Origin of the sequence: Agromyces sp. MMS24-JH15, assembly GCF_043518605.1 — a bacterium.
GTDB lineage: Bacteria > Actinomycetota > Actinomycetes > Actinomycetales > Microbacteriaceae > Agromyces.
In genome coordinates this window covers 3049801-3070694 of sequence record NZ_CP171358.1, presented here as the reverse complement: position 1 = coordinate 3070694, position 20894 = coordinate 3049801, and the positions used below count along the sequence as shown (strand labels likewise).

Annotated in this window: 18 protein-coding genes; 10 read left to right on the top strand and 8 right to left on the bottom strand. The window is 71.0% G+C overall.

What is annotated here, in order from left to right:
- Positions 1-204 precede the first annotated feature (204 nt).
- Entirely contained in the window at positions 205-570 is a 366-nt protein-coding gene (locus tag ACDF64_RS13995; protein ID WP_394551972.1) for a VOC family protein, read from the top strand.
- A complete protein-coding gene (locus tag ACDF64_RS13990; RefSeq protein ID WP_394551971.1) occupies positions 560-1054 on the top strand; it encodes a MarR family winged helix-turn-helix transcriptional regulator in 495 nt (164 codons plus the stop codon). Before ACDF64_RS13995 ends, ACDF64_RS13990 begins: the two co-directional genes overlap by 11 nt.
- A gap of 66 nt (positions 1055-1120) precedes the next feature.
- On the opposite strand, the gene ACDF64_RS13985 is transcribed toward ACDF64_RS13990, so the two are convergent.
- The 6 genes from ACDF64_RS13985 to deoC form a co-directional block, all read right to left on the bottom strand.
- Positions 1121-2068 carry a hypothetical protein gene (locus ACDF64_RS13985; protein ID WP_394551970.1) on the bottom strand — a complete coding sequence of 316 codons (948 nt, stop codon included), beginning with the start codon at positions 2066-2068 and terminating at the stop codon, positions 1121-1123.
- Between the two features lie 85 nt (positions 2069-2153).
- Complete coding sequence (locus ACDF64_RS13980) at positions 2154-3449, bottom strand: ABC transporter permease (protein ID WP_394551969.1); 1296 nt, start codon at positions 3447-3449, stop codon at positions 2154-2156.
- Positions 3446-4054, bottom strand: coding sequence for an ABC transporter ATP-binding protein (locus ACDF64_RS13975; protein WP_394555150.1), 609 nt, complete (start codon positions 4052-4054; stop codon positions 3446-3448). Before ACDF64_RS13975 ends, ACDF64_RS13980 begins: the two co-directional genes overlap by 4 nt.
- A 59-nt stretch (positions 4055-4113) precedes the next feature.
- Entirely contained in the window at positions 4114-5760 is a 1647-nt protein-coding gene (locus ACDF64_RS13970; RefSeq protein ID WP_394551968.1) for a hypothetical protein, read from the bottom strand.
- Positions 5761-5883: 123 nt separating this feature from the next.
- Positions 5884-6234, bottom strand: a complete 351-nt coding sequence (locus ACDF64_RS13965; RefSeq protein WP_394551967.1) for a cupin — start codon at positions 6232-6234, stop codon at positions 5884-5886.
- Between the two features lie 81 nt (positions 6235-6315).
- Positions 6316-6978, bottom strand: coding sequence for a deoxyribose-phosphate aldolase (gene deoC, locus ACDF64_RS13960; protein WP_394551966.1), 663 nt, complete (start codon positions 6976-6978; stop codon positions 6316-6318).
- 157 nt (positions 6979-7135) lie between these two features.
- On the opposite strand from deoC, the gene ACDF64_RS13955 reads away from it, so the two are divergent.
- Positions 7136-7855 (top strand): AAA family ATPase, encoded by a 720-nt coding sequence (locus ACDF64_RS13955; protein WP_394551965.1) that lies wholly within the window; start codon positions 7136-7138, stop codon positions 7853-7855.
- Here ACDF64_RS13955 and ACDF64_RS13950 read toward each other — a convergent pair.
- Entirely contained in the window at positions 7767-9206 is a 1440-nt protein-coding gene (locus tag ACDF64_RS13950; RefSeq protein WP_394551964.1) for an MFS transporter, read from the bottom strand. The two genes, ACDF64_RS13955 and ACDF64_RS13950, sit on opposite strands and share 89 nt — an antisense overlap.
- A 196-nt stretch (positions 9207-9402) precedes the next feature.
- Between ACDF64_RS13950 and ACDF64_RS13945 the strand changes: the two genes are divergently transcribed.
- From ACDF64_RS13945 to ACDF64_RS13925, 5 genes are all read left to right on the top strand, one after another.
- A complete protein-coding gene (locus ACDF64_RS13945; protein ID WP_394551962.1) occupies positions 9403-10047 on the top strand; it encodes a TetR/AcrR family transcriptional regulator in 645 nt (214 codons plus the stop codon).
- A 31-nt stretch (positions 10048-10078) separates the two neighbouring features.
- Positions 10079-12091 (top strand): hypothetical protein, encoded by a 2013-nt coding sequence (locus ACDF64_RS13940; RefSeq protein WP_394551961.1) that lies wholly within the window; start codon positions 10079-10081, stop codon positions 12089-12091.
- Complete coding sequence (locus tag ACDF64_RS13935) at positions 12088-13575, top strand: family 43 glycosylhydrolase (RefSeq protein WP_394551960.1); 1488 nt, start codon at positions 12088-12090, stop codon at positions 13573-13575. Before ACDF64_RS13940 ends, ACDF64_RS13935 begins: the two co-directional genes overlap by 4 nt.
- A 256-nt stretch (positions 13576-13831) precedes the next feature.
- Positions 13832-14182: a hypothetical protein gene (locus ACDF64_RS13930; protein ID WP_394551959.1), complete on the top strand. Its 351-nt coding sequence runs from the start codon at positions 13832-13834 to the stop codon at positions 14180-14182.
- Between the two features lie 158 nt (positions 14183-14340).
- Positions 14341-15822: an FAD-dependent oxidoreductase gene (locus ACDF64_RS13925; RefSeq protein WP_394551958.1), complete on the top strand. Its 1482-nt coding sequence runs from the start codon at positions 14341-14343 to the stop codon at positions 15820-15822.
- Between the two features lie 30 nt (positions 15823-15852).
- On the opposite strand, the gene ACDF64_RS13920 is transcribed toward ACDF64_RS13925, so the two are convergent.
- On the bottom strand, positions 15853-16812 hold the full coding sequence (locus ACDF64_RS13920; RefSeq protein ID WP_394551957.1) for a LacI family DNA-binding transcriptional regulator: 960 nt from the start codon (positions 16810-16812) through the stop codon (positions 15853-15855).
- Positions 16813-16967: 155 nt separating this feature from the next.
- Here ACDF64_RS13920 and ACDF64_RS13915 point away from each other — a divergent pair, with 155 nt between their 5' ends.
- Complete coding sequence (locus ACDF64_RS13915; protein WP_394551956.1) at positions 16968-19481, top strand: glycoside hydrolase family 2 TIM barrel-domain containing protein; 2514 nt, start codon at positions 16968-16970, stop codon at positions 19479-19481.
- 60 nt (positions 19482-19541) lie between these two features.
- A complete protein-coding gene (locus ACDF64_RS13910; RefSeq protein ID WP_394551955.1) occupies positions 19542-20864 on the top strand; it encodes an MFS transporter in 1323 nt (440 codons plus the stop codon).
- Positions 20865-20894 lie beyond the last annotated feature (30 nt).

Below are 20894 nucleotides of genomic sequence, written 5' to 3'. Positions count from 1 at the left end.
CTGTTGCTCCCTATTGCGCTCGGTTACCGCAGAAAACCAAGCCTCGAGGGGGTATGGGTGCAATTCCCCGAGGACGAGCCTCACACACCGGTCCCTGCTGGCGAGTGAGCCTTACGTTGCGTGTCAACAAGCGTTGCCAGGGGGTGCGATGCGCCGCCTATCCCCATATTGACAGGCACCTGTCAAACGGAGAGACTCGTCGTCATGCGAGAAGTGCAGGAGAAGCCGATGCTCCGACGTGTCATCGTCAGCACCGAGGACCTCGATCGGGCAACCGCGTTCTACGGCGACCTGCTCGGCCTCGGCGTCATCACCCGCACCGACGATTTCGCCACGCTCCGTCTGGGCCCGAATCAGGAACTGCTCCTGCATCGACGTCCGACTTCGCCGAGCGACACGGCCGTGGCGATCGGGCTGTCGGTCGCCGGGCTGCCCGCACGGGTCGATCGATGGCGCGCCATGGGCGGCTCGGTGATCGATGAGCCGCGAGCGCAGCCGTGGGGCGAGGTGATGGCCGTCCTCAGGGACCCGGACGGCCACGTGGTCTGCGTGAGCGCGGATGTCGACTGACCGCATCAGCGAGCTGGTGAACGAGGTCTTCCTCGCCAGTGCCGCGCTGACGAGAACGGGCGACCGTCTCGCGGCGCCCCAGGGGCTGACGGCTGCGCGCTGGCTCGTGCTCGGAGCGCTCCAGGATGGTCCGCTGACGATGTCCGAGATCGGTCGGCGGCGCGGGCTGTCTCGCCAATCGGCGCGTGAGAGCGTCGAACGCCTCGAGCGGGCCGGCCTCGTCGTTCGCGCAGGGAACCCGCTCGACCGCAGGGCACCGCTGCTCGATCTCACGGAAGCGGGCAGGGATGCGCTCACGGCGATCGAGCCTCGCCGCGCCGCCTGGGCCGCGAGCCTCGCCCGGGATCTCGACCCCGATGAGATCCGCATCGCGACCCGCCTGCTCCGAGAACTCCGCGAGCTCCGCTCCGAACCGACGCCTGACCGCGTGCCGACGCCTCCGGCGTTCGGCGCGGCTTCGTCGTCGGGGCCGGCGGCGCCCTGAACCGCATCGCCCGGCTTGCGACGAGGACCGCGATTCCGGGCTCGAATCCATCCGTGGACGGTGTGGTCACGCGCCGGCTTCGGCCGCCGCCTTGTAGGCCTGGAGCTCGGCGAGATGATCCTCGACGAAGCGCTCCTCGAGCGTGGTGCGCACGGACCGCTGCTGCTCCCGGTACCCCGTCTCCTCGCGGCACGTGAGGTCGGCGAGCGCGAGTTCGATCTCACGGGCGGCGAGCTCCTCCACGGCCCCCGCATCGGGCTCCGCTCCCGCGGCCTCCTGGACGAGCATGGAGATCTCCGCGTTGACCTCGCCGATCGGGTCGAGTGGGGTCGCGTACGGTCCGAATCCGGCTGCGCTCATGCATTCGGCCCACTGCCCATCGAGTTCGACGATCTCGGGCTGGGTCGGAAGCGCGGCGTAGAAGTCCATGACGGCATCGATCAGCGGCGTGAACTCGGCCGACTTCAGCGGGTCTCGCGAATCGAGTTCGAGCTGGGCTGCGCCCATGCATCCGGCCTGTTCGGGAACGTAGTCGCCGTCGGCGTCGTACGCCGCGGAACCGCCCGTCAGCGCGGTGTCGTACGCCGTCCGCTCGGCCGGAGACAGGGCGTCGGCGATCGCCAGGTTCGGGTCCTTCGAGACGGTGGTGCCGTCGGAGACGACCCGCTGGACGATGCCGTACCCGTTCCGCTCGACCCACGTCCGATCGTCGAGTTCGGGCGAATCGAGCGTGCTGAAGTCGAACCCGATCGGCGTCGGCGGGTGCGGGACGTACTCGAACCCCGCTTCCTGCATGCACGACGCGATGAGCTCCTCGTTCTCGAGCAGGCGCGCATCGCCCTCGGCGTCGCGCGCGTGCTCGTCGAGGTCCGTGCCCGCCGCAGCCGACATGTACTCGTCGATCGGCGAGACGTAGCGGGTCGAGGCGTCGCTCGCGCCGGCGCATCCGGTGAGGGTGAGCGCCCCCACTGCGAGCAGCGCGGCGGGCACCGCGGCGGAGAGGTGTCGATTCATTCGTCTTCCTTGGACAGCAGCGTCGGCGTGAGAGCGCTCTCACGCCGCTGAGTCTAGTGGGCTGGAATGGCCCGACGCAGGAACGTTACGCACCGCCCCGGAGGGCCGTCACCGGCTCGATCCGAGCGGCGCGTCGCGCGGGGATCCAACCGGCGATCAGCCCCACGCTCGCCCCGAGCGCGGTTCCCGCCACGGCCGTCCACGGGTCGACGATCGGCGTCCATTCCTGGAGCGCCGAGAACACCACGACCGCGATGACGGCGACGGCGGCACCGATCAGCCCGCCCAGCAACCCGATGACGCTGGATTCCAGCACGAACTGCCCGCCGATCTGTCGTCCGGTCGCGCCGAGGGCTCGACGCAGCCCGATCTCGGGCACGCGCTCGGCGACGTTGAGCATCGTGACGTTCGCGATGCCGAGGGCCCCGGCGAGCAGGACGATGCCGCCGAGGATGAGGAAGACCACGTTGACGTCGGCCTGCACGCTCGCTCCGAGGTCCGACTCCGCGCGAGGGGTCGACACGTCGAGCGAGTCGGGATCGTCGGGCTGCAGCGCGAGTGCGGACTGCCGCCCGACCTGCGGTCCCGCCCCGGGCGTGATCCGCACCTGCAGTTCCTCCGGCGCGGTGAGGGCGCGTACGGCGCGGGCCGTGGCGAGCGGCATCACGACCGCATCGGACAGCTCGCCACGTGCGTGAAGGTCGCCGTAAATGCCGATGACCGCGAACGGCACCTCCCCGATGAAGACGGACGGCTGGCTGTCGACGCGATTGATGCCGAGCCGCTCGGCCGCGCGTCGCCCCAGCACGACGACGCGGTCCGACCTCGCATCGTGGCCCTCGTCGAACATGCGGCCTGCCTGGAGCTGCCCGCCGAGCACGTCCAGGAGGGCCGGGTCCGCCGCGACGAGCCTCGGAGGAGCGACGGCCGGCGCCGACGGATCGTTGACGGGGACCGCCGTGATCGTGTCGCCGTCGAGGGGGAGTTCGGTGATCGTCGTCGCGGCCACGACCCCCGCGAGCAGCGCGACGCGTTCCGCGGCATCCCATGGCAGGCGACCCGACGCGACCGAGTCCCCGGACTGCGCCAATGCGCTCTTCGGCGTCACGACCACCTGCGTCGCGCGCGCGGCATCGAACTGCTGGGAGATCTGGTGCGTCGCGGTCTGCGCGAAGCCGATCGTCGCGACGAGCGCGCCCACGCCGAGGACGGTGCCCACCATGGTCATGACGAGTCGCCCGGGCCGGGAGCCGATGTCGGCGATGGACTCGAGGAGCAGGTCCGTGAAGGTGAATCGATCCGCGCGCGCGACCGGTCTCACCAGTGCGGGGGATGCCTCGCGCGCGGTGCGGCGACCCCGACGCGGCCACGCGAGCCTCACGCGAGCTCCTCGATCCGGCCGTCGCTGATCCGCACGCGGCGCTGCGCACGGTCCGCGACGGAGGGGTCGTGCGTGATGACGATGAGCGTCAGCCCGTCGACGCGAAGATCGTCGAAGAGTTCCATCACCTCACGGCTCGTCGCCTGGTCGAGGTTGCCGGTGGGCTCGTCGGCGAGCAGGATGCTGGGGCGGCTGACGACCGCACGAGCCACCGCGACGCGTTGGCGCTCGCCACCGGACAGCGTTCCCGGCAGGAATCCCACGCGATGCCCGAGTCCCACCCGATCGAGCGTGCGGCGGGCGCGTTCCTCGCGTTCGGCGCGCGGGATGCCGCTGTACAGCATCGGCATGAGGACGTTTTCGAGCACGGTGCGGCGAGCCATGAGGTGGAACGCCTGGAACACGAACCCGATGCGCTGGGCGCGCACGCGCGCACGCGCATCCTCCTCGAGCGCGCCGGTCACGATGCCGTCGATGCGGTACTCGCCCACGGTCGGTCGATCGAGCAGCCCCAGGATGTTCAGCATCGTCGACTTGCCGGAGCCGCTCGGTCCCACGATCGAGAGGTAGTCGCCCGCGTCGATCGACAGGTTCACCCCTTTCAGCGCCTGCACTTCGGGCGGTCCCGGGAACGATCGCGTCACGTCGCGCAGCTCGATGAGCGTCACCGTCCGACCACGACGAGATCGCCCGCCTCCAGCGCACCGCTCGTCGGGGTCACTTCCACGTTCCCGCCCGCCGCGAGCCCGGTCTCGACGCCGACGAGCCGCGTCGGTGCGCGTTCGCCGTCGCGGGGGTCGCCGTCGACGACCTCCACTCGGGCCTCGCCGCCGGGTCCCGCCGTCAGCGCGGCGATCGGGACGTACAGCACCTCGCCGCCCGTCGCATCGACCGGGATCGTGATCCGGACGTTGAGACCCTGCAGCTGGGTGGCGAGCTCGGCCGGAAGCGTCGCCGGCTCGAGCGTGACCGACCACCGCGACGTCGCGTCCGCGCCGGGAACGAGTTCGGTGATCACCGCCGCGTGCGTCCCCCCGTCGGGGAGGTCGAACACCGCGTGGTCGCCGACATGGAACAGCGCCGCGTCGGCTGCGGCGACACCGCCCGTGAGCGTGATCGTCGCACCCGAGACGACCATCGCGGGCCCGCTCAGGATCTGGCCGCGTGCGACGTTCACGGCGTCGACGCGGCGAGGCAGGTCCGTGAGGTAGAGCACCTCGCTGGAGGGGAGGATCGGCAGGGCGCCTTCCCGTGCCTGCTGGAGGAGGGCCTGCGCATCCGCGAGCCGGCGCAGGGCCGTGTCGACCGCGGCCCGCTCCGCCGAGGTGTCGCCGCCGGCCTCGAGCTGCTGCCGCTGCAACTTCGCGAGCGCGAGCGCGTCCTGCGCGTCGCCGGTGGCGGCATTCCATCGCGCGATGGCGGCGGGGGTGTCGTCGGGCGGAAGCGGCTTCGCCGACTGCGCGGCGTCGAGGGCGCGCTGCGCGCTCGCGACGGCGTTGTCGGCCTGCTTGATCTCGACGGCGGTCGGCCCCGCGCCGGTGGCGGCGAGTGCGGCACGCGCGGCGTCGACCGCCTGCTGCGACGCCTGCACCCCGTCCTGCGCGGCCCGCACGGCGTCGTCCGCACCCACGGGAGACGGCGGCGTGGGGTAGCCGATGCGCGCGTAGAGCCGGGTGACCGCCGCCGCGGCATCGGCGTCGAAGACATCGGATGCGCCCGCGTCGATGCCGACCGCGGCCATCGCCTGCTTGAACTGCGCGACATCCGGTCCCGTCATGCCGAACGCGAGCGTGCGGTAGGCGGGGAGATCGCCGGGCAGCACGATGACCGGCCGCCCGGCGACCGCGAGCGCGATCGACAGCGGCTCGAGGGTCGCACCGACGTCGGGCACGGCACCCGTCACCACGGCGAGCCCGCCGAGCGACGACGTGTCGATGGTCACCTCGACCGAATCGGCGTATCCCACGTCGCCGCGAATCGCGACGTCATTGCTGAGCGTGCCGAACTCGACCGGCACGGTGACGAGTCCGGGGGCGGGCGCCGCGCCGAGGGATGCCGCGTCGGCGGGCGACATCACGAAGCGGCCGACCAAGAGGCCGGCCACGAGCGACGCGACCGCTGCCGCCGCGATGATCCAGATCGTGCGATTCGCTCGGAAGACGCGGCGCCAGCCCGTCGCGGCGCCGCCGATCCCTCCACGGTCGGCTGCTTCCGGCTCGTCGCGGTCTTCGGGGCGCATATCGAGATCGTGGTCCGACGACGCATCGGCGCGGTCGAGGCGGGCGGCGATGCCATCCTTCGGAACGGTCATGTGGGCTTCCAATTCGGTTCCGTGAGAGCGCTCTCTCGAGGGGATTCGCACTCAGGATAGGAGAGGTCGCGCGCGGAAGCCAACGCGATGCGTAATGTGGCCGCCGCCCGTTCGCGGTCGTCGTCAGCGTGCGCGCTCGGGCCCGTCGGCGCTGCTCTCGACGCTGGTCACGGTCGTGAGCAGGAAGACGGAGTCCTCGAGCGCGAGCACGGCGTGGCGGTGATGGGTCAGCACGTCGAGCCGGCCGGCAGCGACCTCGCTGACCTCCTGGCCGGTCACGCGCACGCGCCCGACCAGCACCTGCAGGCTCGCAGCGGCCGGTGAGTTGTGCTCGGCGAGCTCGACCCCGGACCGCAGCGCGATGATCGACTGCCGCATGGGCCCGTCGCGCAGGATGAGCTCGGCGCTGCGGCCGTGCTCGTCGGCACGCGCGGCCGCGAGGTGGGTGGTTGCGAGATCCGTCAGGTCCGCCACGGGAGTCCTCCGTCCGAACGGTGTGCCGTCCAGTATGTCCGCATGAGGTCGCGCGATTCGCTCGGATGCACCGGGCGACGATCAGTAATCGCCCTTGGCCACCTTGCCCGTGACCACCTCGCGCGTGCTGGACAGGCCCAGGCGCGAAGCTCCGGCCGCGAGCATGCGCTGCGCCTTCTCGTAGGTGCGGATGCCGCCCGACGCCTTGACCTGCAGCCGATCGCCGACGGTCTGCTTCATGAGCTGCACGGCGTGCACGCTCGCGCCGCCCGACGGGTGATACCCCGTCGAGGTCTTGACGAAGTCCGCGCCTGCCGCCTCGGCCGCCTTGCAGGCGCCGACGATCTGGTCGTCGGTCAGCGCGGCCGATTCGATGATCACCTTCAGCACGGTGGGGGAGGGGGCCGCTTCGCGGACGGCGCGGATGTCCGCCTCGACGTCGTCGAAGCGCCCGTCCTTGGCCGCTCCGATGTCGATCACCATGTCGACCTCGTCGGCGCCGTCGGCGACGGCACGGCTCGCCTCGGCGGCCTTGATCTCGGAGTGGTGCTTCCCGCTCGGGAACCCGCACACGACCGTGAGCCTCAGGCCCGCCGGGATCTCGACGGGCAGGGCCGACGGGGACAGGCAGACGCTGTACGCGCCGAGGTCTGCCGCCTCCGCGATCGCGTTGCGGATCGCTGCGGTCGTCGCGTCGGGGCTCAGCAGCGTGTGGTCGACGAAGCGGGCGAGGTTGCGCGTCATGGTCCCCCCAGGTTCGGACGCTTGCAGTGCGGCCCGGTCGGGCCACCCTTCATTCTCGCGCACCGAGCCGATTCGCCGCTGGGGCAAATCGAGCGCCCCCTCGGGATGGCGGGCGAGCGGTCCCGGGCGGGTTCGATTCGTGTCCTAGAGTCGCGGCATGCGGATCGTCGTCTCGGGAACGCACGCGAGCGGGAAGAGCACCCTCATCTCCGACTTCGCGCTCCGCCACCCGGAGTACACGGTGCTCCCCGATCCGTTCGACCTCGTGGACGAGACGTGGGACAGTCCGACGGCCGCCTCGTTCGCTGCGCAGCTTCGACTCTCCGCGAACCGGCTCGATCCGGACGAGGCGCCCGGGAACGTGATCGCCGAGCGCGGCCCGCTCGACTTCCTCGCGTACCTGTCGGCCCTCGACGACCTGACGGGCGCCTCCATCTCACGCGAACTCCTGGAGCGTGCGACGGCGATCACCCGTGCTGCGCTGGATCACGTCGACCTGCTCGTCGTGCTGCCGCTCACCGCTGTCGACCACATCGAGCCCGGCATCGACGAGCACCTGGAGCTCCGTGCGGCCATGAACGACGTCCTGCTCGAGCTCATCGACGACCCGGAGGTCGTCGGCGAGCACGCGGAGGTCGTCGAGATCTTGGCGATCGAGCGCGGCGACTCGCCGCTCTGGAGGCGCTGGCCACCGGGCCGACCGCCGACGGAGGCGGGATCCCGCAGCGATCCTGAGGGCGGGGTCGGCGCCCGGAAGCGCGCCGACCCCGGGGGTCGTGCAGGTGAGGTCAGCGCACCTTCACCGGCACGATCGCGACGGCGGCGAACGCGACGAGCACGAGCGCGGCCACCCAGATGCCGAGGTAACTGCCGGTGACGACCACGACGAGGCTCGCGAGGATCGGGCCGAGCGCCTGGCCGAGGCTGCTGCCCAGTGCTGCGACGCCGAGGTCGCGGCCCGCGCTGCGCTGGTCCGGGAGTACGTCGATGAAGAGCGCCTGGTCGACCGGCAGGTAGATGCCGAACGCGAGGCCCGCCAGTGCGGTCTGGATGAACAGGGCGGGCAGCGTCGGCGACACGATCGGCACGAGCATGCTGGCCGCCATCAGGATGGACGCTGCGATGACGAACGGCTTGCGCCGTCCGACCCTGTCGGAGATCCGGCCCGAGACCAGGACGGCGATGAGGGTGGTCGGGACGCCCGCGAGGATCAGCATCGGCGCGGTCCCGGTGGCCTCCGCCGCGCTCAGGGCGGGGCGGATATAGGACTGCAGCAGGTACAGGCTGAGCGCGGTCGAGACGGTGTAGCCGAAGGTGAGGAGCAGGCGGGCGATCCACACCCACCGGAAGTCCGCCGCGCGCAGTGCGATCGTGAACCCGACGAAGAAGCTACGCCAGTTGAAGGGCGTGACGACGAGGTCGCGTGAGGACCGGTCCTTCGCCAGCAGCACGAACAGGGTTGCCGCGAGCGCAGCGAAGAGGGCGACGATGACATAGATGTCGAGGCCGAGCGTGGCGAACAGGATGCCGGCGAGGATGCCGCCCAGGAGTCCGCCGAAGAAGTTGCCGAAGCCGCCGAGCGACGAGGCCAGGCCGCGACGGTCCTCTGGGACGCGGTCAGCGACGGTCGCCTGGAGCGGCCCGAGTGCGACATTGAGGATCGCCTGCGCCAGCGCCATCGAGACTCCCAGGAGGGCGAGCGTGGGGGAGAAGCGGGCCAGCACGAGGCACCCGGCGCCGATGACGGCGCCCGAGAGGATCCACGGGGCGCGGCGACCGAATCGGCTGCGGGTGCGGTCCGACAGCACGCCGACGATCGGCTGCACGAGCATCGTCAGGATCGTGCCGAGCGTCGTGATGATCGCGAGGGCAGAGGCCTTGGACGAGTCGAAGTCGGCGAGGATGCCGAGCAGGCGCTCCTGGTCCGCCGTTGCGGTGGCCGTGCCGTCGTCAATCGCCTGCTTCAGCAGGGTCAGCTGATGGAGGTCCACGGCGGCGTCGTCGCCGGTGAAGAACTGAGCGATCTCGAGCAACTGCACGTGGTTCGGCAGCACGATGCCCATGATCGAGCCCCAGACCGAGGTGAAGGCGATCATCGCGATCGTGTACACCGTCAGGTAGCGGCGGAAGCCCGTGCCGCGAATGTACAGCCCCGACGTGCCGACCTCGACCGGCTCCGTCGTGATGCTGACGGCCGGCTCCGCGGCGTTTCGCGTGCGAACGCTCATTCTGTTCCATCCTCGTTGATGTCCCGCCCGCGGGGAGAGCGGGTGGCTCCTGCCGGACTCGTTCGACCGACTGCTTCAGTTCGAAACTCGAGTAAACCATGAAGTACATGATGGATCAAACGGGCGTGTCTGCGCCGACGGAGAAAAGCTGCATCGAAATTACTAGTTCAGTCAGGATTACTGGTACCGTCGGGGCGTGACCACAGTTGCGAGGAAGCGCGGACCCTACGCCCGGACGACCCAGCGGCGGGAGGAGATCGCCCGCGCGGTGCTCGAGGTCGTCGAGGAGGCCGGTCACGACAGCGTGACCATCGCGATGGTCGCCGAGCGCAGCGGCGTCGCCGAGGCGACCGTGCTCTACCACTTCCCCTCCCGCGATCACCTCCTGGTCGCCGCGCTGGAGCTCTCGGACCAGGACGCCGTCGCCGTGTCGCACGCCGACGACGAGGATGCCGCCCTGTCGCTCGAGGAGCTTCGGGCAGCGGTCTCGTCGTTCGAGTTCGGTGGGCGGCTCACGCGCCTCGCGCTGCTGCTCAAGGGGCAGACCGCCACCCCGGACCATCCGGCCGTCGCCTACTTCGCCGCCCGATCCGCGCGCCAGATCGCGATCTTCACCAAGCTCGTCGCCCGACGTCAGCGCGACGGGCTCGCCCACCCCGGGCTCGACGCACGCCAGGTCGCGATCCAGCTCATCGCGACATGGGACGGCCTGACCGCCCTCTGGCTGGTCGACCCCGCCATCGACGTCGCCGACCTGCTCGTCGACGCCTACCGCCGGCTGGCCGGCGAGAACGTCGTCGAGGCACGCGCCCTCGTCGCCTCATCCGACTTCGGCCTCTGATCCCATTCCCGACCTGAAAGACCACACCGCCATGGAACAGCCCTCGCTCGTGCAGCCCGCCCTCGACGCCGGGTTCGAGACACCGTTCATCGATCTCGATGAATGGCGTGAACAGCCCGTCCCGCATCGGTACGTCCACGGCGGGTTCGAGGGGACGGAGACCCGCTTCTCGTTCTACTTCCCGCCCGCTGCGCGGTACGAGGGACGCTTCTTCCAGCACGTCACCCCGGTGCCCGACAGCGAGCACCTTGCCCAGACCCTGACCGGTCGGCAGGGGAAGATCGACTTCGCGGCGTCCAGCGGCGCCTACTTCGTGGAGACGAACGGAGGAGGTCCGGACTTCGCGATGCCCGGCGGCGCCGGCGACCCGACCATCGCCGCCTACCGGGCGAACGCCGCGTCGGCCGCGTACTCGAGGATCGTCGCTGCGGAGATGTACGGCGACCACCGGCCGTACGGCTACCTCTACGGCGGGAGTGGCGGCGGATTCCGCACGCTGGGCGCGGCCGAGAACACCGTCGGCGTCTGGGACGGCTTCGTCCCGTACGTGATCGGCAGCCCGCTCGCCATTCCCAACGTGTTCACCGTTCGCATGCATGCGATGCGTCTGCTGCGCGACATGTTCGACCTGATCGATGACGCCTACGACGTCGGCGGCACGGGCGACCCGTCGCCGCACCTCGGCATCGAGGAGCGCGAGGCGCTCGCCGAGGTCACGAGGATGGGCTTCCCGCCGAGGTCGTGGTTCGGCCACCGCACCATGGGCGCGCACGCGTTCAGCGCCTTGTACGGCGGGGTCGCCGCCATCGACCCCGGCTACTTCGAGGACTTCTGGACGACCGAGGGCTACCTCGGCGCCGAGGACGACTCGTCCGTGCATCGCGACCGGCTCCGCTGGGAGACCGAGGTCGCCGAGGTGCTCCGCGGCGCGGTCGATGGGATCTCCCACGGACCGCGCGGCGGGGTCGACCAGGCCTTCCGTGGCTCCGAGGACCGGGACGGCGCCATCCTGGGCATCCGGCTCACGGCATCGGCGCCGATCGACGCGCAACTCGCCGACCTCGTCGTCACCTCGGGAGCAGCTGTCGGCGCTCGGCTCACCCTCGGCTCGGTGATCGGCGACGTCGCCACGATCGATATCCCCGGCGCCGGTGCAGCGCTCGAAGGGATGCGGCCGGGCGATACGGTCGCGATCGACAACAGCAACGTGCTCGCCGCGCAGACCTACCACCGCCACCAGGTCCCAGGGTCCGACTTCACCGTCTGGGACCAGTTCCGGAACGTCGACGGGATCCCCGTCCACCCCCAGCGTCCGTTCCTCGTGGGGCCGATCTTCGCCCAGGCGACCGCCGGCACGATCCAGTCGGGGCGGTTCACGGGCAAGATGATCGTCGTCGCCTCCCTCCTCGACCGCGAGGCGTTCCCGTGGCAGGCCGACTGGTACGCCGCCAAGGCGCGCGAGCATGCGGGAGCCGAAGCAGATGATCGCTTCCGGCTGTGGTTCGTCGACCATGCCCTCCACGGCGACGACGAGGTGCAGGAGCACCCCACCCGGTCGGTGTCCTATCTGGGTGCGCTCAACGAGGCCCTCCGACAATTGGCCGCGTGGGTCGAGCGCGGCGAGGAGCCGGCTGCGGGCACCGCGTACGACGTCATCGACGGCCAGGTCGTCGTGCCGGAGACCGCAGGGGAGCGGCGAGGCATCCAGCCCGTCGCAACGCTCGAAGCGGAGGGACGCGAGCGGGTCGAGACGGCCGTCGGTACGGAGGTGACCCTTCGGCTTCGAGCGGAGATGCCTCCGCGGGCCGGCCGCCTCATCGCGATCGACTGGGACCTCGACGGCGACGGTGCGTTCGACACGTCGGAGGAGGTCGTGCCCACGGAGGCGGTGGAGCTCGTCCGCGGCATTCGTTTCGACCGGCCGGGCACCCGCTTCGTCACGGCACGAGTCGTCGCCCAGGGCACGGGCGACCCGGAGTCGCCCTGGGCTCGGGTCGAGACCCTCGCGCGCGTCCGCATCGTCGTCGACGGAGCGTGTCGATGACCGATCCAATCCTCCCCGGGTTCTACCCCGACCCGTCGATCTGCCGCGTCGGCGACGACTACTACCTGGCGACCTCGAGCTTCGAGTATTTCCCGGGTGCTCCCGTGTTCCACAGCACGGACCTGCTCACGTGGACCCAGCTCGGGCACGCGTTCGATCGCGAGAGCCAACTCCGACTCGAGCCGGGCGGCGCCAGCGGCGGCATCTTCGCGCCGACCCTCCGCCACCACGACGACCGGTTCTGGCTCATCACGACGAACGCGTCGCAGGCGCGCGCAGGTCACATGATCCTGACCGCGGAGGACCCGGCGGGGCCATGGTCGGACCCCGTCTTCACCGACGAGCTCGACGGCATCGACCCGGATCTGACCTGGGACGAGGACGGCGCCTGCCACCTGACCTGGTCGTGCTACCAGCCCGGGCTGAACGGCATCGCCCAGGTTCCGATCGACCCCGTCACCGGCCGGTCGCTCGGAGCGCCCCGACTGATCTGGGGCGGCACCGGCCTCGCCTGGCCCGAGAGCCCGCATCTTTACCACGTCGAGGACTGGTGGTACCTCCTCATCGCCGAGGGCGGCACCGAACGCGGGCACTGCATCTCGGTCGCCCGCGCCCGAACGATCGACGGGCCGTTCGAAGGCGCCCCGCACAACCCGATCTTCAGCCACCGCAGCATGAACTCGCCCGTGCAGAACGCCGGCCACGGCGACCTCGTCCGGACCGCCGACGGCGACTGGGCGATGGTCTACCTGGCGGCACGTCCGTCGGGGATCACACCGGGGTTCCACGTCAACGGTCGCGAGACCTTCCTGGCCGGCATCGACTGGGTCGACGGATGGCCCGTCGTGCGCGAGTCGAGGTACGACGTTCCCTCCATCGACACGAGCTTCATCGACGATTTCAGCACCACCGATCCGTCCCCGCGATGGATCTCGCCGGGCCCGCCCATCTCGAGCTGGACGAGCCGGGGCCCCGACCGGGGCATCCGGCTCGCCGCTGCACCCGGTGACGGTCCGGACCGCCGCCTGCTGGCGGTCCGGATCCGGGACGCGGCCTGGACGGCCGAGGCGGTGGTCGACACGAGCACAGGAACGGGGCGGATGGTGCTCCGTCTCGACGATCATCACTGGTGCGCCGTCGTCGCCGGCGAGGACGCCGTGGTCGCCGAGTTGAGCATCAGGCCGGGGACGCTCGAGATCGGTCGCGCGTCCCGACCCGGTACCGAGGCGATCACGCTCTGGATGCGCGCCACGGTGCCGGCACCCGTGCACAATGCGCCCGTCGGGCCCGACGTCCTCGAGCTCGGCTTCACGACGGCCGGCGCGCACGTGTCGCTCGGCTCGTTCGACGGCCGCTACCTGTCCACGGAAGTGGCCGGCGGATTCACCGGCCGGGTCGTCGGGGTCTCGCCTGACAGCGGCACTGTCGAGCTGCGGTCGTTCTCGTATCGAGGGGACCGGGAGCCCATCGGCGTCTCCGAGTAGGCGATCCCGGCACCGCGATGCGCGTGGGATGCCGCACGGTTCATCCGCTGGTGCCGCCCTCGAGGAGCTGGCCACCGGGCCGATTCGCTGAGGTACGAGGATGCCTCGGTGACCCGGAGTCTCGGTCAGCTCGAGCTGGAGCGCCTCGCCCGGACCGGAGGTCGCCGCGCCGGGGAGGCACCGGCCCGCCGGGGCCGCGCCGCACTACCGTTGGGCCAGGACGACCCCTACGGAGGGTCGTGGAACGGGGGACATCATGGCTGGTGCACGTCCCGGCGGGGTCACCCTCGTCGCGATCATCGCCTGGATCTCGGGTGCGCTGCAGATCCTCTCGGGGCTCTTCCAGGTGCTGCCCGGCGGCGACAACTTCGGCGTCGGCGTCTGGGCGATCGTGCTCGGGATCATCACGATCGTCGTGAGCCTCGGGCTCTTCCGCGGATCGAACACGGCCCGGATCATCGTGACGGTCATCTTCGTGGTGAACATCGCCACCTCGATCTGGCTCATGTTCGCGGGTGCGTTCTGGACGGGCCTGTTCTCGGCGATCCTCCCGGCCATCGGCCTCGGGCTGCTCTGGACGAGGCGCGCGAGCGAATTCTTCGACTGAACTCGCTCACGCCGCGTCACTCACGCCGCGACGCTCGACCACCGGTTCACCGCCGCCGTTTCGCCGCGGCACCGGGCTTGACGTGGGGCGAATACTCCGTGCGCAGGTCGCGCGCAAGCCCGTTGCCGCCGCACACCCGCCTGCGTACCGTCATGAGCATGACCTCGCTCTGGCTCGATCGGGCACCCGCCATCGAGACGGACGGCCGGGATTCCCCGCGCGCGTTCGACGAGATCGTCGTCGGCGCCGGGATCACCGGGCTCGTCGCCGCGCTGCTCCTCGCGGACGCGGGCCGGTCGGTCGCGGTGCTCGAAGCACGCAGCGTCGGGGCGGTCGCCACGGGCAACACCACCGCGAAGGTCAGCGTCCTGCAGGGCGCGCACCTGCAGAAGATCCGCCGGATGACCTCGGCTCGGGTCACCCGCGCCTACGTTGATGCGAATCGGGCCGGAGCCGCCTGGCTGCTCGATTTCGCGCAGGCCCACGACGTGCCCGTCGAGCGGCGCGACGCCGTGAGCTTCGCCGCGACGGCCGACGGGCGGGCGCGCGTCGAGCGCGAGGCCGCGGTGGCGCGCGAGGCGGGGCTCGCGGTCACCACGGCGGATGACGCGGGCCTGCCGTTCCCCACGTTCGGTGCCGTCCGTCTCGCCGACCAGGGGCAGCTCGACCCGATGCCCCTGCTCGCGGCGCTCGCCGCGCGGTTCCGCGCGTTGGGCGGAGTCATCCGCGAGGGGGTCGCCGTGGTCGGGGCATCCGCGAGCCGACCGGTGCGGGTGCGCACGACCGACGGGGACTTCGCCTGCGAGCGACTGGTGCTCGCGACCGGTACGCCGATGCTCGACCGCGGGCTGTACTTCGCGAAGCTGACCGGCGACCGTTCCTACGCGGCGAGCTACCGGGTCGCCGAGCCGTTGCCGCACGGGATGTACCTCAGCGTCGACCCGCCGACGCGGTCGATCCGCACCGCACCGGGACCCGGCGGCGACCTGCTGCTCGTCGGCGGGTACGGGCACGGCGTGGGGAGGCATCCGTCGCCCGCCTCGCGCGCCGCCGCGCTCGACGAGTGGGCGCGCGCGACCTGGCCGACGGCCGTCCAGACCCACCGCTGGAGCGCCCAGGACTACGAGACGCCCCAGGGCGTTCCCTTCGTCGGATGGCTCCCGCGCGGGCGCGGCCGGGTGTTCCTCGCGACGGGGTACGAGAAGTGGGGGCTCTCGAATGCGGCGCAGTGCGGCCTCACCCTCGCGGCGGACCTCGTCGGCGACCTGCCTGACTGGGCCAGGGTGCTGCGGCACCGCACGACGAGGCCGCGCGCGTTCGCGCACGGCGTCGGCATGAACGCCGCCGTGGCGAAGCACTACGCCGTCGGCTGGGCGAGGGTGCTGCTCGCGCCGCCCGCGACGGACGCGCCCCCGGAGGGTATGGGCGAAGTTCGGCGTGTCGGGCTCCGGCCGGTCGCCGTGTCGACGGTCGAGGGGCGGACGTGTCGCGTGTCGGGCCGCTGCCCGCATCTCGGGGCGATCGTGCAGTGGAACGACGCCGAGCGAACGTGGGACTGCCCGGCGCACGCGTCGCGGTTCGCGGCGACGGGCGAACGGCTCGAGGGCCCGGCCAAGCGCGGGCTGCCGACCGTGCCGTGAAGCGGACCGAGTCCGGCGCGACGGTTGCGCCTAGATCGAGCCGCCCGGGATCACGCGAAGCGAAGCCCGGCGCTCGGGGTGCCGGTCGGCATCCGCATGCCCCGTGGTCGCCAGGATGCGGTGGATCGCAGCTTCCGCGGCCGTCGCGAGGTCGAAGTCGAGCGTCGTGAGCGGGGGGAGCGTGAGACGACCGAGGGTGGTGTGGTCCATGCCGATGAGTGCGAGGTCCTCGGGCACCCGCCAGCCGCGGCGGGTCGCCGCCGAGAGCAGCGCCGTGGCGACGTCGTCGTTGTAGCAGGCGACGGCGATGCCGGTGCCGCTCAGCGCGTCGAGGGCGCGGTCGGCGTCGTCGGGGGTCACGTCGAGGCCGATGGACTCGGGTTCGGACAGCCCGGCCTCGAGGCAGGCGTCGCGCACCCCGCTCTCTCGGTCGGCGCCGAAGGGATCCTGTCGGGCGTCCCGCAGGTGGGCGAACGCCAGCCGGCGATGGCCGTGCTCGATCAGCGTGCGCCCCTGCAGCAGCCCGATCGCGTGGTTGTAGTCGTTGTCGCCCGTCGAGGCGGGGTCGAGCCCGAGCACGCCGCGGTCGCCGATCAGGGCGCGCTCCTCGTCGGAGAACCGGGTGAGCGAGAACACCGCGGCCGGCTTCATGCTCGTGATGACACGCCCCAGCGAGACGGTCGACGGCGTCGAGAGTCGCAGCACGAGCGTGAGCCCGTGTGCGGCGAGCTCGTCGGTCATGCGACCGAAGAAGTCCTGCAGGGTCGCACCGAACGTGGTGTGGGGGATGAGCGCGATGACGAAGTCGCTGGAGCCGCGCGCGAGCGTGCGGCCGGCTGAGGACGGCTCGTAGCCGAGCTCCCGCGCGGCCAGGTTCACGCGCTCGCGGGTGGCCTCGGCGAAGCGCTGGCCACGGCCGTTGAGGATCTGGCTGACGGTCGCGCGCGAGACGCCGGCGCGCTTCGCGACGTCTTCGCTGGTGGCGATCATGGGCACCAGCATAACGGTCATTGACGCGCGTAACCCCAGCGGATGCCTCGTGTCGACCTCACGCGAACGGGAGAGTTGACACGCGTTACTAAATGTGGTTCGGTAGCTGAGTAACACGCGATACCTGTTCCGCCGATGCAGATGGAGTGCCCTCGATGACGAGTACCGAGACCGTGACCGCCCCCGAGCGGCTCGCCGATGGCCGCGTCGACTTCAACACGGGCTGGCGCCATCGCATGAAGGTGACCGCGTTCCAGGAGCTCGGCGGCGCCGGCGCATCCGACTGGACCGAGGTCCAGCTGCCGCACGACGCGTTGATCGGCACCGCTCGCACCGCGGACGCCCCGCGCGGCGACACCACGGCCTACTACGCCGGCGGATCGTTCGAGTACCGCAAGACGTTCACCGTTCCGGCGGAGGCCCGTGGCTCGCGGATGCTCCTCGAGTTCGACGGCGTGTACCGCGACGCCATGGTGTTCGTGAACGGCGCGCTCGCCGGGCAGCACGCCTTCGGCTACTCGCGCTTCGCTGTGCGCATCGACCCGTTCGTCGACTTCGGCGCCGAGAACGAGGTGCGCGTCGAGTGCCGCGCCCACCTCGACAGCCGCTGGTACTCGGGCGCCGGAATCCACCGCGACGTGCGGCTCATCACGAAGCATCCGCTGCACATCGCGCACGACGGCGTGCGCGTGACGACGCCCGACGTCGATGCCGAGCGCGCGGTGGTCGAGCTCGCGGTGACCGTCGAGAACGACGGCCCGGTCACGTCGACGCTGCGCCTCGGCGCGGTCGTCGTCGAGGAGGACATCGCCGAGGTCGCGTCGGGCAGCACGCCGATCACGCTGCTTCCCGGCGAGCGCGGCGTCGCACGACTGCGCCTCACCGTGCCGAGCCCGGCCCTCTGGAGCGTCGAGGACCCGTCGCTGTACGCGCTGCGACTCCAGCTCACCGAGCGCGACGAGACGGATGCCTCGGGCACCGTCGTGCGCGACGAGGAACGGGTGAGCTTCGGCATCCGCACCCTCCAGCTCGACCCGCAGCGGGGCCTGCGCATCAACGGGCAGGAGGTCAAGCTGCGCGGTGCCTGCATCCACGCCGACAACGGCCCGCTCGGCGCCGTCTCGATCGCCCGCGCCGAGGAGCGCAAGGTGCAGGCGCTGAAGGATGCCGGGTTCAACGCGATCCGCAGCGCCCACCACCCGGCGAGCAGCGCCCTGCTGGACGCGTGCGACCGACTCGGGATGCTCGTCATGGACGAGAGCTTCGACATGTGGACCTCGGGCAAGAGCGACTTCGACACCGCCTTCGACTTCGCACAGTGGTGGGAGCGCGACATCGAGGTGCTCGTCGCGAAGGACTTCAACCACCCGAGCGTGATCATGTACTCGATCGGCAACGAGATCCCCGAGACCGGCAACCGCTTCGGCGCCGCCATCGGACGGCGGCTGGCCGAGAAGATCCGATCGCTCGACGGCACCCGCTACATCACGAACGGCATCAACGGCTTCGTCTCGATGCTCGACACGATCATCCCCATGATGCAGGCGAACCGGGCCGCGGCAGCGGATGCCGGACCCGCCGGCGTGAACGGCATGATGGCCGGGTTCGGGCAGATGATGAGCCGCATCCAGGCCTCGCCGCAGGCGACCGAACGCATCGAGGAGTCCTTCGCGGTGCTCGACATCGCCGGCATGAACTACGGCGACGCCCGCTACGAGCTCGACCGCGAACTGTTCCCGAACCGCGTCATCGTGGGTGCCGAGACCTGGCCGACCGACATCGACAAGAACTGGGCGCTCGTCACGGCGAACAGCCACGTGCTCGGCGACTTCACCTGGACCGGCTGGGACTACCTCGGCGAGACCGGCATCGGCGTCGTCAAGTACGACGACGACGGCGCCCGCGGGCAGGCATCGTTCGCGACCGGGTATCCGGGCCTGACCGCCTGGTGCGGAGACCTCGACCTCACCGGATTCCGCCGCCCGGCGTCGTACTACCGCGAGATCGTGTTCGGCCTGCGCGCTGAGCCCTACATCGCCGTGCAGCGCCCCGAGCACCACGGCAAGCCGATCGCCGTCGCGACGCCCTGGGCGTGGACCGACTCGACCGGCAGCTGGTCGTGGGCCGGCTTCGAAGACCGGCCGATCCACGTCGAGGTGTACGCGGACGCCGACGAGGTCGAGCTGCTGCTCGACGGGGCGAGCCTCGGCCGCGCGGCCGTGGGGGAGTCGCGCGCGTTCCGCGCCGACTTCGAGACGACCTACCGGCCGGGCCTGCTCACGGCGGTCGCGTTCCGCGACGGTGTCGAGACCGGCCGCACGACACTCGCCTCGGCATCCGCGACCCTCGACCTCCGCGTGCACGCCGACCGCACGAGCCTGCGGGCCGACGGCACCGACCTCGCCTACCTCGCGATCGAGCTCGTCGACGAGCACGGCGTCGTGCACGCCACCCACGACCGCACCGTCACCGTGGCCGTCGACGGCCCGGCCGTGCTCGCGCTCGGCAGCGGCGCCCCGATCACCGAGGAGGGCTTCACCTCGCCGCAGCACCGCACGTTCGACGGGCGCGCGCTCGCGATCATCCGACCCACCGGCGCCGGCGGAATCACCGTCACCGTCACAGCCGACGGCTGCGCACCGGCATCCGTCGTGCTCGACGTCGACTGACCGACGCCCGCGCGCCATCCACCCACCCCCTGCACCACCCCTTCGACAAAGGAGTCCCTGATGACGAACGACCTCGACACCGGCAGCCCGCAGCCGGTCACCGACCCGCTCCCGACCCCGACCGGCTCGGACGTCGTGCGCGAGCGCGTCAGCGCCGGCTACATCTGGCTGCTGATCATCGCGACGCTCGGCTCGTACGCGGCCCTCGTCGCCCCGATCGGCATCTCCCTGTCGCTCCGCGTGCAGGAACTCGCACCCGACAACGTCGAGCTGCTCGGCTACGTCGTCGGCGTGGGCGCCATCGCCGCCGCGGTATCGCAGCCGCTCGTCGGCATGTGGAGCGACCGCACCCGGTCGCGTCTCGGCCGTCGTCGTCCGTTCGCGATCGGCGGCACGATCGTCGGCCTGATCGGCCTGACGCTGATGGCGGCCGCGCCGAGCGTGCCCGTGCTCGCCCTGGCGTGGATCGTCACGCAGCTGGGCTGGGCGACCGTGCTCAGCTCGCTGCTGCTCTCGCAGGCCGACCGCCTGCCCGAAGAGCAGCGCGGCAAGGTCGCCGGCCTCAGCGGGTTCACCCAGATGATCGCCTCGGTGCTCGGCGTTGGCCTCGCGAGCGCGTTCATCGGCAACAGCTACCTCGTGTTCCTCGTGCCCGGCTTGCTCGGCGCCGTCGCGCTGACCCTCTGGGTGACGCTCGTCAAGGAGCCCAGCAGCCGCGACCTCGTGATCGAGCAGAAGCTCACGCTCGCCCGTGCCCTCAAGGACATGGTCTTCAACCCGAAGCAGCACCCCGACTTCGCCTGGAACTGGCTCGGCCGCCTCTTCTTCATGTTCGGCGTCACGTTCGCGACCACCTTCACCACGCTGTTCTTCGCATCGCGGCTCAGCGACGGCGGGAAGGTCGCCGACATCGGCGCGCTCATCACCGTGCTGTCGCTGTTCGGCGTGGTCGCCACGGCCGGCGGCGCCATCCTCGGCGGGTTCCTCTCGGACAAGCTCAAGCGGCGCCGGTTCTTCGTACTCCTCGCGGGTCTCGCGTTCACGGCGGGCGCCATCGTCATGGCCTTCGGCGGGTCCAACGCGACCGTGCTCATCATCGGGTCGGTGGTCACCAGCATCGGCCTCGGCGTGTTCTCCGCGGTCGACCAGGCGATCGTGCTCGACGTGCTGCCCGAGCGGGACACCGAGGCCGGCCGGTACATGGGCATCAACGGCTACTCGACGACCATCGCCCAGGCCGTCGCGCCGATCGTCGCCGCCCCGCTGCTGCTGATCGGTGCCGAGGGCGCCGACAAGAACTACGGCCTGCTGTTCCTCGTCGCGGCGGCGTGCACGCTCATCGGCGGCAACATCGTCATGATCTTCGTGCGCAGCGCGAAGTAGGGCGAGCGGATGCCGCGGCCGGCCGCTCGA

What these genes read in the sequence shown, in the direction of transcription:
- ACDF64_RS13995 (WP_394551972.1), top strand. Translation starts at nt 205, where the DNA reads ATGCGAGAAGTGCAGGAGAAGCCGATGCTCCGACGTGTCATCGTCAGC.
- ACDF64_RS13990 (WP_394551971.1), top strand. Translation starts at nt 560, where the DNA reads ATGTCGACTGACCGCATCAGCGAGCTGGTGAACGAGGTCTTCCTCGCC.
- ACDF64_RS13985 (WP_394551970.1), bottom strand. Translation starts at nt 2,068, where the DNA reads ATGAATCGACACCTCTCCGCCGCGGTGCCCGCCGCGCTGCTCGCAGTG.
- ACDF64_RS13970 (WP_394551968.1), bottom strand. Translation starts at nt 5,760, where the DNA reads ATGACCGTTCCGAAGGATGGCATCGCCGCCCGCCTCGACCGCGCCGAT.
- deoC (WP_394551966.1), bottom strand. Translation starts at nt 6,978, where the DNA reads ATGACGCGCAACCTCGCCCGCTTCGTCGACCACACGCTGCTGAGCCCC.
- ACDF64_RS13955 (WP_394551965.1), top strand. Translation starts at nt 7,136, where the DNA reads ATGCGGATCGTCGTCTCGGGAACGCACGCGAGCGGGAAGAGCACCCTC.
- ACDF64_RS13950 (WP_394551964.1), bottom strand. Translation starts at nt 9,206, where the DNA reads ATGAGCGTTCGCACGCGAAACGCCGCGGAGCCGGCCGTCAGCATCACG.
- ACDF64_RS13940 (WP_394551961.1), top strand. Translation starts at nt 10,079, where the DNA reads ATGGAACAGCCCTCGCTCGTGCAGCCCGCCCTCGACGCCGGGTTCGAG.
- ACDF64_RS13935 (WP_394551960.1), top strand. Translation starts at nt 12,088, where the DNA reads ATGACCGATCCAATCCTCCCCGGGTTCTACCCCGACCCGTCGATCTGC.
- ACDF64_RS13930 (WP_394551959.1), top strand. Translation starts at nt 13,832, where the DNA reads ATGGCTGGTGCACGTCCCGGCGGGGTCACCCTCGTCGCGATCATCGCC.
- ACDF64_RS13925 (WP_394551958.1), top strand. Translation starts at nt 14,341, where the DNA reads ATGACCTCGCTCTGGCTCGATCGGGCACCCGCCATCGAGACGGACGGC.
- ACDF64_RS13920 (WP_394551957.1), bottom strand. Translation starts at nt 16,812, where the DNA reads ATGATCGCCACCAGCGAAGACGTCGCGAAGCGCGCCGGCGTCTCGCGC.
- ACDF64_RS13915 (WP_394551956.1), top strand. Translation starts at nt 16,968, where the DNA reads ATGACGAGTACCGAGACCGTGACCGCCCCCGAGCGGCTCGCCGATGGC.
- ACDF64_RS13910 (WP_394551955.1), top strand. Translation starts at nt 19,542, where the DNA reads ATGACGAACGACCTCGACACCGGCAGCCCGCAGCCGGTCACCGACCCG.